This window comes from Pseudodesulfovibrio tunisiensis (assembly GCF_022809775.1).
GTDB classification, from domain to species: domain Bacteria; phylum Desulfobacterota; class Desulfovibrionia; order Desulfovibrionales; family Desulfovibrionaceae; genus Pseudodesulfovibrio; species Pseudodesulfovibrio tunisiensis.
In genome coordinates, this window is sequence record NZ_CP094380.1 from 586531 (window position 1) to 602282 (window position 15752).

Annotated in this window: 14 protein-coding genes; 6 read left to right on the top strand and 8 right to left on the bottom strand. The window is 58.7% G+C overall.

The features are described from left to right. The first annotated feature begins 5 nt into the window (after positions 1 to 5). Positions 6 to 785: a hypothetical protein gene (locus tag MPN23_RS02925; RefSeq protein WP_243546042.1), complete on the top strand. Its 780-nt coding sequence runs from the start codon at positions 6 to 8 to the stop codon at positions 783 to 785. A 9-nt stretch (positions 786 to 794) separates the two neighbouring features. Here the strand turns inward: MPN23_RS02925 and MPN23_RS02930 are convergent, their stop codons facing one another. The 3 genes from MPN23_RS02930 to MPN23_RS02940 all read right to left on the bottom strand — a co-directional run bounded on the left by MPN23_RS02930 (position 795) and on the right by MPN23_RS02940 (position 3380). Continuing rightward, positions 795 to 1205 (bottom strand): response regulator, encoded by a 411-nt coding sequence (locus tag MPN23_RS02930; protein ID WP_243546044.1) that lies wholly within the window; start codon positions 1203 to 1205, stop codon positions 795 to 797. Between the two features lie 20 nt (positions 1206 to 1225). After that, the gene (locus MPN23_RS02935) at positions 1226 to 2140 is read right to left on the bottom strand and encodes a DHH family phosphoesterase (protein WP_243546045.1); all 915 of its coding nucleotides are present in this window, start codon (positions 2138 to 2140) and stop codon (positions 1226 to 1228) included. A gap of 115 nt (positions 2141 to 2255) precedes the next feature. Next, entirely contained in the window at positions 2256 to 3380 is a 1125-nt protein-coding gene (locus MPN23_RS02940; protein WP_243546047.1) for an HD domain-containing protein, read from the bottom strand. 26 nt (positions 3381 to 3406) lie between these two features. Here MPN23_RS02940 and MPN23_RS02945 point away from each other — a divergent pair, with 26 nt between their 5' ends. The 4 genes from MPN23_RS02945 (at position 3407) to MPN23_RS02955 (ending at position 12190) form a co-directional block, all read left to right on the top strand. Continuing rightward, positions 3407 to 4126 (top strand): biotin--[acetyl-CoA-carboxylase] ligase, encoded by a 720-nt coding sequence (locus MPN23_RS02945; protein WP_243546049.1) that lies wholly within the window; start codon positions 3407 to 3409, stop codon positions 4124 to 4126. A 4-nt stretch (positions 4127 to 4130) separates the two neighbouring features. Continuing rightward, entirely contained in the window at positions 4131 to 4322 is a 192-nt protein-coding gene (locus MPN23_RS17170) for a hypothetical protein (RefSeq protein ID WP_424450062.1), read from the top strand. Positions 4323 to 4397: 75 nt separating this feature from the next. Continuing rightward, a complete protein-coding gene (locus MPN23_RS02950) occupies positions 4398 to 8102 on the top strand; it encodes a pyruvate carboxylase (RefSeq protein WP_243546051.1) in 3705 nt (1234 codons plus the stop codon). Between the two features lie 494 nt (positions 8103 to 8596). Next, positions 8597 to 12190, top strand: a complete 3594-nt coding sequence (locus MPN23_RS02955) for a PEP/pyruvate-binding domain-containing protein (RefSeq protein ID WP_243547344.1) — start codon at positions 8597 to 8599, stop codon at positions 12188 to 12190. A 74-nt stretch (positions 12191 to 12264) separates the two neighbouring features. Here the strand turns inward: MPN23_RS02955 and hisF are convergent, their stop codons facing one another. Together hisF and hisH are read right to left on the bottom strand one after the other, a co-directional pair. Continuing rightward, positions 12265 to 13044 carry an imidazole glycerol phosphate synthase subunit HisF gene (gene hisF / locus MPN23_RS02960; protein ID WP_243546052.1) on the bottom strand — a complete coding sequence of 260 codons (780 nt, stop codon included), beginning with the start codon at positions 13042 to 13044 and terminating at the stop codon, positions 12265 to 12267. Continuing rightward, complete coding sequence (gene hisH, locus MPN23_RS02965; RefSeq protein ID WP_243546055.1) at positions 13034 to 13675, bottom strand: imidazole glycerol phosphate synthase subunit HisH; 642 nt, start codon at positions 13673 to 13675, stop codon at positions 13034 to 13036. Before hisH ends, hisF begins: the two co-directional genes overlap by 11 nt. A 226-nt stretch (positions 13676 to 13901) precedes the next feature. On the opposite strand from hisH, the gene MPN23_RS02970 reads away from it, so the two are divergent. After that, on the top strand, positions 13902 to 14054 hold the full coding sequence (locus MPN23_RS02970; RefSeq protein WP_243546057.1) for a hypothetical protein: 153 nt from the start codon (positions 13902 to 13904) through the stop codon (positions 14052 to 14054). 2 nt (positions 14055 to 14056) lie between these two features. On the opposite strand, the gene MPN23_RS02975 is transcribed toward MPN23_RS02970, so the two are convergent. From MPN23_RS02975 to MPN23_RS02985, 3 genes are read right to left on the bottom strand one after another with little or no spacing between them, the layout of a single operon-like run. Next, on the bottom strand, positions 14057 to 14845 hold the full coding sequence (locus MPN23_RS02975) for a J domain-containing protein (protein ID WP_243546058.1): 789 nt from the start codon (positions 14843 to 14845) through the stop codon (positions 14057 to 14059). A gap of 33 nt (positions 14846 to 14878) precedes the next feature. Further along, positions 14879 to 15322 (bottom strand): YkgJ family cysteine cluster protein, encoded by a 444-nt coding sequence (locus tag MPN23_RS02980; RefSeq protein WP_243546060.1) that lies wholly within the window; start codon positions 15320 to 15322, stop codon positions 14879 to 14881. Further along, positions 15319 to 15738: a CoA-binding protein gene (locus tag MPN23_RS02985; protein WP_243546062.1), complete on the bottom strand. Its 420-nt coding sequence runs from the start codon at positions 15736 to 15738 to the stop codon at positions 15319 to 15321. Before MPN23_RS02985 ends, MPN23_RS02980 begins: the two co-directional genes overlap by 4 nt. Positions 15739 to 15752: the final 14 nt, after the last annotated feature.

Consider the following 15752-nt stretch of genomic DNA (forward strand, 5'->3'; position numbering starts at 1 on the left):
GGAGCATGACCGACATCAAGGAATTCGCAGATCAGTTGCAGCAGGAAGTTGTCACGGACATGGCCGAGAATTATTTCGGCACTCGCAAGAATCTGGAGGACATGACCGAGGGCTTTCAAAGCATGGTGGAGGAGCTTCGCAGGTTGGTGCCGCGTCTTTCCCGGGCTGCATCCAGCCTGCATTATCTGCTTCTGGACCGTCATACGGCCCGGGATTTCTATATTGCGCTCGACATCGTGCCTTCCTGCATTCCGTTCGGCGAGGACGGGACCGATGCGCCCGATCTGTATTCGATTCCGTTCGCATTCACGGCGCGCGGGCGTTATGAAAAATGCGTGCTTGCGGCATATCACGGATTTCAACGCGTTGCCGACGAGTACTTGAACGGGAAATACTATCAGGATCCGGAGCATCCCAAGCGCAAGCGGTTGACCGTGCACTATCTGAGGATGCGGGCGCTTTGCGAGCACATCAACGAGGAAGTCGACCGGGTGAACAAGGGCATGTCGGCCTCGGCCACGCTCCGGTACGTCAAGAGCATGGACCCGGTGCGCATGGAACGCGAGCAGGCCATCGGGCAGGTTTGCATGAACGAGGGGTGTTCATTGGACGGGGAAATGAAGTTCTCGCCTTTGGACTTCGACAGTCTGGGGCTGCCCGTGGTCCAGGATCTGCCCGCGCTGTACAAGGTTCAAACCAACATCGTGCATTTCTGTCGGGACCTGTACGCGGAAAGGGAGAACGACATCAAGGCGATGTTGTCCTCCCTGAAGAAAACGGAATAGCGTTGTGCGTTATTGCGTGGTAATTCCGATTTCCCGCAGTTTTTCCAGCAGACTGCTGTCGGCTTCCGCCTTGGGAACATAGGCGTCCGCGCCGTTGCGGAAAAAGGATTTGCTGACGTTCTTCACGTCGCTGTGCGCCGTCAGCATGACGAGTTTGAATGAATGCAGCGGGTCGACCCCGTTGCTTCTTTCGATTTTCCGCATCTGCTGCACGACCTGATGCCCGTCCATGTCGGGCATTTCAATATCCATGAGTACGGCATGAAAGGGTTGCCCTTCGCGCAGGTGATGTTCGAACAGCAGGAGCGCTTCCTTGCCATCCGTGGTGGAGATGCAGTTGGCATGCGTTTTCAGTCTGGTGGTCATGAGCAGACAGAACCGTTCGTCGTCGTCGACGATCAACAGCTTCGGTTTTGTCACTGACTGGCCTCCTGAAGGAATCAGCCGTCCGCATTGATGCGGTCGACTATGAGTTTCAGAGTTTCGGACACGCGGCTTTCCGGCACCTGACAGGTGCCCACGGCCTTGTGTCCGCCTCCGCCGAATTCCAGCATCAATCTTCCCACATCCGTTTTGCTGGTCCGGTTCAGGATGGAATGTCCCACGGTGAAGACCACGTTCTGTTTCTTGAATCCCCAGATCACGCGAATGCTGACGTTGCACTTCGGATACAGGGTGTAGATCATGAAACGGTTGCCGCAATAGATGGTGTCCACGTCGCGCAGGTCGAGCACAACGGCATTGCCGTGTTCGGTCGAATGACTTTCGAGCATGGTGCGGAATGCGTCCCGATGTTCCAGATATCTGTCGACGCGTTCCTTGACATCCGGTTGGAGCAGGATTTCATCCGCGCTCATGGAGCGGCAGTATTCGATCATGTCCAGCATGAGCTGGTAGTTGCTGATGCGGTAGTCCTTGAATCTTCCCAGCCCGGTTCTGGGGTCCATGATGTAGCCCAGCAGAATCCAGGCCTCGGGATTCACGATTTCCTCGGCCGTGAGGGTTGCCGAGTCCACCTTGTCCACGGCTTCCAGCATGGGGATGAAGGTGTCCGGGAATTTGTCCGCTCCATAGTATTCCCAGATGACCCGGGCGCAACTGGGCAGCGGTTTGCTCATGCCCGAGAACTCCAGATCCGAGCCGAGCCTGTCCTGTTCGCTGGTGTGGTGGTCGAACCAGAGTCCGCATCCCGGCACGTACGGAACATTGGCAAGCACGTCCTTGTCCGTGACTTCCACCTTGCCGTCCTGCAGGTCCTTGGGGTGGGCGAAGAGGTAGTCGTCGATCACGCCGATCTGTTTGAGCAGGGTTGCGCAGACCAGACCGTCAAAGTCGGAGCGGGTTACCAGCCTCATGTTAACTCCCGTATTTTCAGGTTGTTGAGACGAACGTTCAGAAGCGGTCGGAAAAGCCGGACCTGACGTGAATCATAACCCGCCCCGGGAAAACATGTCAAAACGGGATGCGTTATTATTTGTGGCCGCGACGAATGTCGCGATCCTTGAGCGCCTTGGCACGAAGCTGGCGGAGCTTGATGCCCGACGCTTCGCCCTGATTGCAGTCCTCGGGCGCAAGCCGAACCCCGAGTATGGTGCGCAGGTCGCGTTCCGGTCGGCGGCCGTGATCCTGATCGTTGTCCGCCCGGACAAGGGCGAACATCGGCTCCACCAGATCGCCGTGATTCAGGGCCATGAGCATGTCCACCCGGGTACCGGGCTTGAGTTCGTCATAGCGCGAGGCATTCATGTGCCAGCGGGCCGCCTTGGCTCCGGCCTCGATGAACAGGTTCGGCAGGCGGATGCGTCTGCCCAGTGCTTCCGCCGGAGCTTCCCCTGCCATGTCGTGCCCGAAATGATGCGGCCATTGATCTTCCGGAGTCAGGCATTTGCCGATGTCGTGTGTCAGGCCCATCCAGACCTGAATCTCGTCACCGGACAGGTAGTCCATGACCCGGCAGGTATGTTCCAGTACGTCCGCGTCATGATAGGGCGGTGGTCCGGCCGGTATGCCGTCTGCATTGGCAAGCTCTTCGTACCAGGGGGACAGACAGCCTGTGCGGCCCAGCAGCCGCAGGTAGTTTCCGGGCATCCTGGCTCGCAGGGCCTTGCGGGTTTCCTGACCGATGCGGTCCGGGGCGATGTCTTTCAGCGCACCGGATTCGGCGACCTCGCGCATCAGGCCGACGAGTTCGTCTGTCGGCTGGAATTCCGGCAACTTGGCCCAGAATCGGGCGGCGCGGAACACGCGCAGGGGGTCGTCGTGAAAGGCTTGGCGGGATGTCGGACGGAGCAGCCGCGCATGGAGATCGTCCAGTGCGTCCGGGTGGCAGAACAGCTCTCCCTCGTCATCCACAAGCATTGCGTTGACAGTCAGGTCGCGAGCTTTTACTTCCTTTTCAAGAGATGCGGCGCGTGGAAACGAGAATTCCAGACCTTCCACAAGAAAAACCGGAAACGCGACTCCCACTTCCCGGGCTTGAGGAAATGTCTTTGCAAAGGAATCCTTGTCAATGCCGGTGACCAGATAGTCCCGGTCCGACACTCTGCGGCCCAGAAGTATGTCGCGGACCGCACCGCCAGCCAGATAAATATTCATGAAGCATCCCTAGCATAAGGTAACATATGATTCCACAAGGAATTTTTCTGCTGAAAAACGGCATTGAAAACATGGCCGATCCCCTTGATCTCGCCGGACTTTCCGCGATGCATCCCTCATGGGAAGCGGCTGCAGCCACTCTTGAGCCCGGCAAGGAAATTGCCGACTGCGGCATGTCTCTGACCCGTTGCGGACGGAATGACGATTCACTGGTGATCGTGGGCCCTTGTCAATCCACCATGGATGTCGGGTGGGAACTTGATCGGTTGTCGGGGTTGTCCGACTGGTCGGGCGTGCTTGCCCCGGATCAGCAACAGGGCAGGGGGCAGCTTCGTCGGGCATGGGTCTCGCCGCCGGGCAACCTGCACGTCACGCTGTGCTGGCCCACTCTCCCGGAGAAAGGCCCCTGGGCAAAGGCCATGCCCGACCTTCTGTCCATTGTTGCGGGCTGGGTGATTTGCGAGAGTTTCGTTGCCTTGGGGGCCCCTGTGGAAATGAAGTGGCCCAATGATCTCATGCAGGCCGGGAAAAAAGTTGGCGGAATGCTTATCGAAGAAAAAAAGGGGCGAATTCTGCTCGGGCTGGGTGTGAATTTGGCTTTTTCGCCGCCGGAAGACCTCATGAGGCGAAATTTTGCGGCGCAAGCTGGCAAAATGGTATTTCCCCTACGCCCGGAAAGCCCGCTGGCTCTGTGTCGAACGCTTGTGGGGGGGGCACGCCAAAAATGTGTACGCTGTTTTGCTTGACACTATGGAACCCTCCGAATTCCTTTCCCTTGCCACAAAGCGATTGGCCTGGCTGGGCCGGGAAGTTCTTGTCCGTGAAGGGGGGGATGAATCCTATCGGGCCGTTATCCTCGGCCTTTCCCCCAAGGGTGGGCTCACCCTGCTTCGTGACGGAAGCGAGGTCGTTCTCATGTCCGGATCCATTTTGCCTGCCTAGGCGGTGCCCCGTTGGGATCGGTGCACCCCAGGTTTGACGTTGTCCATCATTGTTCTAGGAGATCAGTGAACCCAAATGAAGCCCAAGTCTTTTGATCAGGTTTTGGAAGAGGTTCGGGGCAAGCGGATTCTCGTTGCCAACCGGGGTATCCCGGCGCGACGCATCTGCCGCTCCATTACGGAAATGTTCGAAGCCGTGGCTGTGATGACCGCCACCGACGTCGACAAAACCTCGCCCGCAACCTCCGGCGCGAATCAGCTCCTGCTGCTCGGCACGGATCCGCGATCCTATCTCGACCTGGACAAAGTCATTCGCATGGCCAAGGCGCAGGGCGTGGTGGCCATCCATCCGGGTTGGGGGTTCGGGGCCGAAGACGACACCTTCCCCGAACGCTGCAAGGAAGCCGGACTCATTTTCATCGGCCCTCCTCAGGAGCCCATGCGCATTCTCGGCAACAAGGTTGCGGTGCGCAAGCTCGCCATCGAGCAGGGGGTTCCCGTGGTACCGGGGTCCGACGGTGCGGTGAGCGTGCCCGAGGCTCGGGAAATCGCCAAGCAGATCGGTTTCCCGGTCATGCTCAAGGCCGAAGGCGGCGGCGGTGGCCGCGGCATTTACGAAGTGTACAGGGAAGAGGATCTGGAAAGCGCCTTTTCCAAGGCTTCGGCTCTGGCGCAGGCTTCCTTCGGCAATCCGCGTCTGTACGTGGAACGGCTGCTCACCTCGGTTCGCCACATTGAAATTCAGGTGGTGGCCGATCAGCACGGCAACGTGTTCTGTCTGGACGAGCGCGACTGTTCCGTACAGCGCAATCACCAGAAGCTCATCGAGATCACTCCTTCGCCGTGGCCTGTCTATACCGAGGAACTGCGCGCCCGGCTCAAGGATTATTCCGCGCGTCTGATCAAGGCGGCAGAATACCATTCCCTGGCTACCGTGGAATTTCTGGTGGACCGTGACGGCACCCCGTATCTCATCGAGGTCAATACCCGGCTTCAGGTGGAGCACGGCATTACGGAATGTCGTTACGGCATCGACCTCGTGGAGGAGCAGATTGCCATTGCCTTTGGCGCGGAGCTGCGTCTGAACGAGGAGAACACCAAGCCGTACCAGTGGGCCATGCAGTGCCGCATCAACTGCGAGGACCCGCAGAAGAACTTCGAGCCGAACTCCGGGCGCATCACCCGATACGTGTCTCCCGGCGGGCAGGGCATCCGAATCGACTCCTGCGTGGGCGACGGATACCGGTTCCCGTCCAATTATGATTCCGCTGCGTCCCTGCTGATCACGTACGGCAATTCCTGGAAGAAGATTGTCGCTCTCATGGGCCGCGCCCTGCGCGAATACATGATCAGCGGCGTGAAGACGACCCTGCCGTTCCACAGAAAGATCATTGGACATTCCAAATTCGTGGAAGCGGATTACGATACCAATTTCATTCGTGAGAACTCCGCGGAACTCATGGATTATTCCGACCGCGAGCCCGATTCCCTGCGCTTGACCCGGCTTGTGGCCGAGATTTCGGCTCTTGGCTACAATCCGCATGTCCAGCTTGGTGAATACCGCGGCCGCGTCGACAAGCGCGTCGGCAGGTTCTCCGTTGCCGAACCGCCGGAAGATACCTCCTGGTTCGAGCCCCGCTTCAAGCGTGGCATGACCCGGGATTCCATTCTGGACGCGCTCCGCGAGGACCGGGAGAAGGGCATTGTCCACATGACGGACACCACGACCCGCGACATCACCCAGTCCAACAGCGGCAACCGGTTCCGTCTGGCCGAGGATCGCATCATTGGTCCGCATCTGGACAAGTGCGGCTTCTTCTCGCTGGAGAACGGCGGCGGCGCGCATTTCCATGTGGCCATGCTCGCCAACATGACCTATCCGTTCACCGAAGCGCGGGAGTGGAACCGCTTTGCTCCCAATTCCCTGAAGCAGATTCTGGTGCGTTCCACCAATGTGCTCGGGTACAAGCCGCAGCCCAAGAACGTGATGCGGCTGACCTGCGAGATGATCGACGAGGATTACGATGTGATCCGCTGCTTCGATTTCCTTAATCATGTCGAAAACATGAAGCCTTTTGCCGAAGTGGCACTGGCCTCGGAGACCAACATCTTCGAGCCAGCCATCTCGCTGTCGTGGGCCAAGGGATTCGACGTCGACCGCTACTTGCAGGTGACCGAGAACATCATCGCCATGTGCGCGGATGCTGCGGGCGTCAGCCCGTCAAAGGCCGAGAAGATGATCATTCTCGGACTCAAGGACATGGCCGGTGTGTGTCCGCCCCGGTTCATGCGCGAGCTGATCGGCTCCATTCGCAAGCGGCATCCCGAGCTCGTCATTCACAGCCATCGCCACTACACCGACGGCCTGTTCGTACCCACCATGGGCGCGGCGGCCGAGGCCGGAGCGCATATCGTGGACGTGGCGCTCGGCGCGAGCGTGCGCTGGTACGGGCAGGGCGAAGTTCTGTCCACCGCCGCCTACATCGAGGACGAGATCGGGCTCAGGACGCATCTCGACAAGGACATGATCCGTTCCACCAATTTCATGCTGAAGCAGATCATGCCGTACTACGACAGATATACCGCTCCCTACTTTCAGGGCATCGACCACGACGTGGTTCGCCATGGCATGCCCGGCGGCGCGACCTCGTCCTCTCAGGAAGGTGCGCTCAAGCAGGGCTACATCAAGCTGCTTCCCTACATGCTCAAGTTCCTGGAGGGAACGCGCAAGATCAATCGCTATCACGACGTGACTCCCGGTTCCCAGATTACCTGGAACACCGCGTTTCTGGCCGTGTCCGGTGCGTTCAAGCGTGGCGGTGAGCGTGAGGTTCGGCGTCTGCTCAATGTCCTTGATATCGTGACCGTGTGCCGGGAAGAGGATCTGACCGATCTGGAACGCAAGGCGCGGCTCGACCTGTACCGCGACGCCAACGATGCGTTCCGCAACCTGCTGCTCGGCAAGTACGGCAAGATGCCGCTCGGTTTTCCTCCGGACTGGGTCTATCAGTCCGCGTTCGGGCAGAGCTGGAAAATGGCCATTGCCGAACGGACCGAAGAGTCTCCGCTCAAGACCCTGCCGGATGTCGATCTGGATTCCGAGATGGAAGCGCTCAAGTCCCATCTGGGGCGGCAGCCTTCGGACGAGGAGTTCGTCATGTACCTCAACCATCCGGGCGACGCGCTCAAGACCATCGAGTTCTGCGAGAAGTTCGGCGACGTGAACCGGCTCCCGGTGGACGTGTGGTTCGAAGGGTTGGAAAAGGGCGAAGTCCTCGATTTCCAGAGCGGTTGCAGAAAACCGCACAAGATGCGCATTCTGGACATCTCCGAACCGGACGAGAACGGCATGAGCGTGGTGCGCTACATTCTGGATTCCGAGTTCTTCAGCCATCAGGTGAAGGTTGCAGAGCCCGAATCCGGCGGCAAGGAGGCCATTGAAATGGCCGACCGCACCAACGAGTATCATGTGGGGTCGCCCAGCAATGGCGATCTCTGGGTCATGCACGTGCATCCCGGCGATACGGTCAAGAAGGGCGAGGAGATTTTCAACATCTCCATAATGAAGCAGGAAAAGGCCGTGTACGCCCCGGTCGACGGTCGTGTGCGACGCGTACTCAAGGCCGCCAACTTCACCGAGGACAAGGTCATGGTGCCGGTCGTGGAAGGGGAGCTGCTTGTGGAGCTCGGACCTTCCTCTGGCCAGTGTCCGACCTGCAAGGCGGAAATGCCCAATTCGGACTGCAAGTTCTGTCCGAACTGCGGTCAGAAGCTCGGCTAGATTCCTCTCCGACAATCAAGCTTTGAAAAAGCCCCTGCCTTTAGGTGGGGGCTTTTCTTGTTCCTGCACATCTGTGCTTGAGCGCTTCCCGGCCCTGGGAAGGAAAATGCGTTTTTCATGCGTTCCGGTTTGCAGAGGCAACGAGAGGGGGCAGGCATGTGGAATCAGGTGCACGTCACGGGACGCGCATGCGTATACAAATCGAAGTCCTTTACACGGTACCAATTCCGGTGTGGTAAAATCGTTGTGTGCCAACGGGTTTCAAGGTTGATATCGATGGAATCGTTTGTTGAAATTCAACTATCGAAATCGATGATAGTTTGAGTTATTTTCTTTATTTGAGTTGTTGACTTGGGTGCGGTTTTGGCTGTAGTTGGAGGAGCAGTTGTCGAGTCGGAAACTCGTTTGGACTGGATACCATATTTACATTTGGCGCTGTGGATACTGGATCTGACCGCATGGAATCGGACCTCACGGTGCCCTTGGAGGACAAGATGGCCAAAGCTCCCAGGAAGCCTGCGACTGAAAAGGAACAGCCCGCCAAATCAGCTAAGAATGACGCCAAGCTGGACAAGCTCAAGGCGAAGCTGGTTCTGGACGGATCGGATATTGTTCAGATCGGGGAAGATGCCGAACTCATTGTCGGCGGCAAGAACTACAACACCGCGATCATCAGCCAGGTGCAGGGAATCAGGGCCCCGGAATTCAGGGCCATTTCCTCGATAGCCTTCCACACCATCCTTGATGAGACCAAGGTCAGCGCGTCCACGGTGCGCGCCATGGTGGACAAGGAATACAATCAGATCGACTGGAATTCGGACGAGGTCAACAGCGATTCCGAGTTCCTTCAGAATTTCGTCCGTCAGCTTGGCAAGAAGATTCGCGTGGAATCCGCCAAGTCCACGGGCACGCCCATCAAGCTGCGTACCTTCATCAACAACGTGGTTGAAGGATTCGCCACCTCTCCCGAAGGCATCGACCAGCTTCGCAAGCGGTCCGTGCTGGTGCAGTCCGCCATCCTTTCCGTGGAAATGCCCGAGGATATCGCCAAGGCCATCAAGGGTGCGTACAATTCCATATGCAAGGAAGCCGGACTCGACGACGTTCCCGTGGCGGTTCGTTCCTCCGCAGCCGGTGAGGACAGCCGCAAGAAGGCGTTCGCCGGATTGCAGGACACCTATCTGAACATCGTGGGTTCGGACACCTGTCTGGAAGCCTATCACTGGGACTGTGCATCCGCCTACAACCTCCGGTCCATGACCTACCGCCGCGAGGCCATTCTGGACGCCATTACCCAGGCCGAGACCACGGGCGATGACAAGATCGCGGAGCAGGCCAAGAAGGAGTGGGCCATCGAGCACACTTCCCTGTCCGTCTGCATCATGCGCATGATCAATCCCGTGATTTCCGGCACTGCATTTTCCGCCGACACCGCCACCGGTTGCCGGGGCACCGACCGCAACGATCTGGTATCCATCGATGCCAGCTACGGTCTGGGCGAGGCTGTCGTGGGCGGCATGGTCACTCCGGACAAGTTCTACGTGTTCCAGCGCGACAGCGGCTCCGAAGTCGTGATCCGCTACATGGGGTGCAAGGACAAGAAGATCGTGTACCGCGAGGACGGCTCCGGCACTCATGTCGTCAAGGTCCCGGGCAACGAGGTGTTCCGCTGGGCCCTGTCCATTGCTCAGGCTGAAATGGTTGCACAGGGCGTGCGTGCCATTTCCAAGGCTTACGGCGGCATGATCATGGACTCCGAATTCTGCATCGACAAGACCGACAGGCTCTGGTTCGTGCAGGCCCGGCCCGAGACCCGCTGGAACGAGGATTTCGAGCAGCATCCGCATACCATCTACATGCGCCGTCTCGAGGTTGACCCCAAGGCTCTGCTTGATGCCGAGGTCATTCTCGAAGGCAATGGCGCGTCCCGCGGTGCTGGACGCGGTACCGTGAAATATCTCCGGTCCGCTCTGGAACTGAACAAGATCAACAAGGGCGACATCCTGGCTGCCGAGCGCACCGATCCGGACATGGTGCCGGGCATGCGCATCGCCTCGGGCATCATGGCCGATGTGGGCGGCGACACCAGCCACGCGGCCATCACGTCCCGTGAGCTGGGAATTCCCGCCATCATCGGCATTCAGCGCCTTGAGGCACTGCGCTCTCTGGAAGGTCAGGAAGTGACGGTCGACGGCTCTCGCGGCAAGGTCTATCGCGGCGACCTTCCTCTGGTGGAGGTCGGCGGCGAGATCGACGTGAGCAAGCTGCCCGCCACCAAGACCAAGGTCGGCCTGATTCTGGCCGACGTGGGGCAGGCCCTGTTCCTGTCCCGCCTGCGCAACGTGCCTGATTTCGAGGTGGGCCTGCTGCGTGCCGAATTCATGCTGGGCAACATCGGCGTGCATCCCATGGCCCTGGAGGCCTATGACAAGGACGAACTGAACGGTCTTGTCGAGGATTCCCTGAAGGAGATGGACGACAAGCTGACCAAGGTCATGAAGGATCAGCTTGATACCGGCCTGATTGCGCTTCCCCTGAAGCTTCGCGAATATGTCGGCATCGTGACCGGCCTGTCCAGGCAGATGGATGCCCTTGCCGAGCAGGAAGGCGCGCGGAGCACGGACGAGGTTCTGGCCATGCACCGCAAGCTGCGCGAGCTGGACAAGAAGCTCGACGAGCACATTTCCCTGGCTACCGAGCGTCTGGACGTGCTCAAGACTTCGGTTGACCTCGAAGCCCATGTGGCCGTCATCTACGGATTCCATGACGTTCTCGACTCCCATCCCGAACCGCGCACCGAGGCCTGGAAGATTCTTCAGGACCACAAGCGGATCGTTGCCGGATATGTCGAAGAGATTCAGGGCAATGAAGAGGTTGTCGAACATCTCGAACGCATCCGCTCCCTGCGCGAGGAAGTGGCGCTCAAAATGGGCCTCAAGTCCGAAATGGACGATCTTCGCACCCTGCCCGAGAAGATCAGGATCCTGCTGGAATCCCGTGGCTATACCACGGGCAAGGAAAATTACATTCAGACCCTGTCTCAGGGATTGGCCCTGTTTGCCATGGCCTTCTATGGACAGGACATCGTCTACCGGACCACGGACTTCAAGTCCAACGAGTACCGGAACCTGCTGGGCGGCTCCCTGTTCGAGTCCCACGAGGACAATCCCATGCTTGGCTACCGCGGCGTTTCCCGCAACATCCATGACTGGGAACTGGAAGCCTTCAAGCTGGCGCGTGGCATCTACGGCGGCAAGAACCTGAGCATCATGTTCCCGTTCGTGCGCACCATGGAAGAGGCCCGGAGCATGAAGCGCTACCTCAAGCAGGTGCACAACATGCAGTCCGGCAAGGATGGTCTCAAGATCATTCTCATGGCCGAGATTCCGAGCAATGCCATTCTGTGCCGCGAGTTCATTCAGGAAGTGGACGGCTTCTCCATCGGCTCCAACGACATGACCCAGATGGTGCTTGCCACTGACCGCGACAACGCGCGGCTCCAGCACATCTACGACGAGGAAGATCCGGGCGTGGTCTGGGCCATTCTCTCCGCAATCTTTGCGGGTCAGAAGTACGGCAAGAAGGTCGGCTTCTGCGGTCAGGGCGTGTCCAACAGCGTGATTCTGCGCGGGCTGGTGGCCATTGCCGGCATCGTGTCCGCATCCGTGGTGCCCGACACCTACCATCAGACCAAGCTGGACATGGCCGCTGTCGAGGCGCTGAACATCAGGACCCGCGACCTTGGCGCATGGCTCAAGGAACAGCACATGCACAACCTGCGCGAGCTGGTCGAGGCCAACGGATACGGCCATATCCTCAAGAAGTATGTGTCCGCCGAGGACTTCATGGAGTGGTACGAGGGTGAACTCGATCGCTTCAGCGAACAGCTTCGCGAACACATGGATACGCCCAAGGAAGTGTTCTACCGTCAGGAAATGGAGCAGTTCCGCTCCCTGTTCCACAAGCCGGTCATCTACGCTCACTGGGATTGGCACAAGACCGTTGAGGATGCTCTGCATCACGCCGGGTTCGCTTCCTTTGACGAGCAGGAGGAAGCCCTGGAAAAGCAGCGTGCCAAGGCTTGGTAGGCTGACTGAAAACGAAATGAAAAAGGCCCCGCCTGATGGTGGGGCCTTTTTTTTGTTGTGATGATTCCGGTTGGTTACCAGTGGGTGCGCATTTTCACGCCTTGGGCAGCCATGTAGTCCTTGATCTCGGGGATGGTGTATTCACCGTAATGCACGATGGAAGCGATCAGGGCTGCGGTGGCGTGTCCCTGCTGGATGGCGTCCACCATATGCTGCGGGGTTCCGGCTCCGCCCGAGGCAATGACCGGGATGTGCACGGCATCGGTCACGGCACGGGTCAGCTCGATGTCGTAGCCGTCCTTGGTGCCATCCGCGTCAATGGAGTTGAGACATATTTCGCCTGCGCCGAGCGCTTCGCCGGTCTTGGCCCATTCAATGGCGTCCATGCCCATGTGCTTGCGTCCGCCGTGGATCACGACTTCGAAGCCCGAGGGGATGTTCTCGGAGACCTCGACCCGTTTCACATCCATGCCCAGCACGATGCATTGGGATCCGAACCGGGCCGCGCCTTCACTGATGACGTCCGGATTCTTGACCGCGCCCGAGTTCACGGAAACCTTTTCCGCTCCGGCCAGAAGCACGTCACGCATGTCCGCGACGGTACCGATGCCGCCGCCCACGGAAAAGGGGATGAATATGGTGGAAGCCACGCGTTCCACCACGTCCAGAAAGATGCCTCGGCCTTCGTGGGAGGCGGTGATGTCGTAGAACACGATTTCGTCCGCGCCCTGCTCGTAATAGAGCTTGGCGGTTTCCACGGGATCGCCGATATCCACGTTGTTCTTGAACTTGATGCCCTTGGTGAGCCTGCCGTTGCGGACGTCGAGGCAGGGGATGACGCGTTTACTCAGCATTGTCCGCCTCCTTGCAGTACTCATGAAAGTTCTTCAGCAGCTGCAGTCCGGGATTGCCGCTTTTTTCCGGGTGGAATTGCACGGCCCAGAGTCCGGTTCTGCCGTGAATGGCACAGAAATCGATGCCGTAGCGGGTGGTACCGATCACGAAGTCCTCTTTGGGCGCGGGGTAGTAGCTGTGCACGAAGTAGAATTCCGCGTCCGGCGCGATGCCGGCGAACAGTTCACACTCCTGCTTCAGCTCCACCTGATTCCAGCCCATGTGCGGTACGCGGATCGGATTGCCTTCGAAGTCCACCCAGGACGGGTTGAACAGACGGCACTCACCGGGAATGACTTCAAGCGCAGCGGTATCGTTTTCCTCGCTGTAGTCCAGAAGAATCTGGCATCCCACACAGATGCCAAGTACCGGCTTTTTTTGCCAGATCAGTCCCTTGAGAACTTCGTCCAGACCGTCCGCCGTGAGTTCGTCCATGGCCTGTCCTGCCGCGCCAACGCCGGGAAAGATGATGCCTTGTGCCGCATCCAGCTTTTCGGGCTTATTGGTGATTTCACAGGGGATTCCGAGGTGGTCCAGAGCACGTTTCACGCTGGTCTGGTTCCCCGCCTTGTAATCGAATATGGCGAGCATTGTCCCTCCCTTGGATTTTTCTTTCAATACAGCGACTAGTAAAAAATGGTGAGGAAAACAAGGGTTTTTTACGAATTGACAATAACGTTGTTTCTGATGCGCGAGATTTCTTTTCTGTCATGGAATGAATTTGATGCCTTCATGGGAAGGCAACATGAATTCGGATGGATGTGCAAGATGTTCGCTGTGGCGCGATTCTTGATCATTTGTGGAAAAGGAGATCGCCATGCTGGAAGAAACCATTGCCATTGGAATCGGTCTGGTCGCGGGATGCGTGGTCGCGGCCCTGTTTGTGGCCCACGCCGACGGAGCAGCGGCAAAGGCGCGCCGGATGGCGCGTGAAGCGTTGTTTCGCGAGAAGGGAAAAAGCAGGAAGTGAGGCTATTTTGCCAGAATGCGCAGGAGCAGGTCCCCGGTGACGGGGCCGAGCTTGCGGCCCAGTCCCTTGAGGCGGATTGGCCTGCCGACCACGAAGTCCGGTGGCAGCGTGACCTCGATGGTGCGCGGTCCCTTGGAAAAGCGTTGATCCACGGTGATGCGGATTTTTCTGCCCGGAATCAGGTGATGGGCAGGGAAATGCACGATCTGTTCGTGGTCCATCTGGTGACGGCACCAGGATTTGATGGACCCGACCAGTCCCTTGGAAAAATCCAGGCTCAGCGTACGCTCGCCCCAGTGAAGCTGGAGCTTGCGCTTCCTGTGCTCGAGCGGGCCCTTGTAGCCGGGGCGGTCCTTGCGAATCTGGCGGTAGATGTCCTCGAACACCTGACGGGCGAATTCGTCGTTCAGGATGTCCTTGAGAACGTCTTCCTCATGATAGTAGAAGTGTTGGGATTTGGCGCGGGTCGATCCGGGCTGCTTCCTGTCCGGGCGTTTCGGCTTGACGCGATGCTGCCGGGCATACGCCTTGGCTCCCTGATCCGGGCGGGCCGTGGGCCCGGGGCGTTCGGTGTGCGAGGCTTTCGGTTCCGGGCGCGGGCCTGCCTTGCGGAGCAGTTCCCTGGCCGTGACGTATGCCTCGTTTATCTCCCGAAACCGGTCCGCGGCTTCGGGAGACGTGTTCAGGTCCGGGTGATACTTGAAGGCGAGTTTGCGAAACGCGGTCTTGACCTCGCCAAGGTCGGAACCATGGCCGAGGCCGAGTATGCGGTAGCATTCCTGAAGAGTCATAGAGGTATTCCCGGAGCTGGCGGCCAAGGCCGGTTATTCGTCGGCGAGCAGGGCGTTCGGCGACACGCCGGGAGCATAGCGCAAAAGGTCTTCCTCGTGCAAATACTCGCGGCCCTGACGCACGAATTCCTCGTGGCTCGCATCCGGGTTCACGCCCGGACAGTAGTCCTGAATCATTTCCCAGCTTGTCTTGTCCACGAGATTGCCCCGAAAGAACGGCCAGGCGCGGCATACGTCGGGCCGACCCGGATGCACGCCGCACCCCAGCCCGTGTTTGAAAAAGATGCAGTACAGGTCGTCGCCCACGGTCAGATGATATTTGCCCCCGCGACTTTCCGTGTACTTTTCCAGAAGTTCGTCAACGGAAATGCCGAGGTGGGCGGCCAGCCGCACCTGATCCTTTTCCGTCATCACGATGCCGCCCTTTCCCTGGCAGCAGTGGCCGCACATGCGGCATTCAAAGGCTTTCACGGTCATCGGGCGATCCCCAGTTGCTGCAGCTCGACCTTGAGGCAGCGGTCTTCGATTACGATTATGCCGGACTTTTTCAGGATTTCTCTGGCTTCCGGGCTGTATATGTTTTCCTGCATCCAGAAGAGTCTGGGCAGTGGATTCATGCGCAGCACTTCGCGGGCGTGGTCCGGGCAGAATTGGGCGTTGCGGAACAGGTCCACAACGTCCACGGGCTCGGGAATGTCGGTCACGCATTTGTATGCCTTGAGACCCCACACGTTTTCCCGGACCGGATGAACCGGGATCACGTTGAACCCCATCTCGATCATTTCCCGGCCAACGCGGTCCACCGGGCGGTTCGGCTTGTCCACGGCTCCGATAACGGCAATGGTCTTGACCTGCCCCAGCAGCGCGGCTAGCTCTTTCATATTCGTCAGCATGATCATTCCTCGTT

What these genes read in the sequence shown, in the direction of transcription:
- MPN23_RS17170 (WP_424450062.1), top strand. Translation starts at nt 4,131, where the DNA reads ATGGAACCCTCCGAATTCCTTTCCCTTGCCACAAAGCGATTGGCCTGG.
- MPN23_RS02935 (WP_243546045.1), bottom strand. Translation starts at nt 2,140, where the DNA reads ATGAGGCTGGTAACCCGCTCCGACTTTGACGGTCTGGTCTGCGCAACC.
- hisH (WP_243546055.1), bottom strand. Translation starts at nt 13,675, where the DNA reads ATGCTCGCCATATTCGATTACAAGGCGGGGAACCAGACCAGCGTGAAA.
- MPN23_RS02950 (WP_243546051.1), top strand. Translation starts at nt 4,398, where the DNA reads ATGAAGCCCAAGTCTTTTGATCAGGTTTTGGAAGAGGTTCGGGGCAAG.
- MPN23_RS02940 (WP_243546047.1), bottom strand. Translation starts at nt 3,380, where the DNA reads ATGAATATTTATCTGGCTGGCGGTGCGGTCCGCGACATACTTCTGGGC.
- MPN23_RS02970 (WP_243546057.1), top strand. Translation starts at nt 13,902, where the DNA reads ATGCTGGAAGAAACCATTGCCATTGGAATCGGTCTGGTCGCGGGATGC.
- MPN23_RS02985 (WP_243546062.1), bottom strand. Translation starts at nt 15,738, where the DNA reads ATGCTGACGAATATGAAAGAGCTAGCCGCGCTGCTGGGGCAGGTCAAG.
- MPN23_RS02980 (WP_243546060.1), bottom strand. Translation starts at nt 15,322, where the DNA reads ATGACCGTGAAAGCCTTTGAATGCCGCATGTGCGGCCACTGCTGCCAG.
- MPN23_RS02925 (WP_243546042.1), top strand. Translation starts at nt 6, where the DNA reads ATGACCGACATCAAGGAATTCGCAGATCAGTTGCAGCAGGAAGTTGTC.
- MPN23_RS02945 (WP_243546049.1), top strand. Translation starts at nt 3,407, where the DNA reads ATGATTCCACAAGGAATTTTTCTGCTGAAAAACGGCATTGAAAACATG.
- MPN23_RS02955 (WP_243547344.1), top strand. Translation starts at nt 8,597, where the DNA reads ATGGCCAAAGCTCCCAGGAAGCCTGCGACTGAAAAGGAACAGCCCGCC.
- hisF (WP_243546052.1), bottom strand. Translation starts at nt 13,044, where the DNA reads ATGCTGAGTAAACGCGTCATCCCCTGCCTCGACGTCCGCAACGGCAGG.
- MPN23_RS02975 (WP_243546058.1), bottom strand. Translation starts at nt 14,845, where the DNA reads ATGACTCTTCAGGAATGCTACCGCATACTCGGCCTCGGCCATGGTTCC.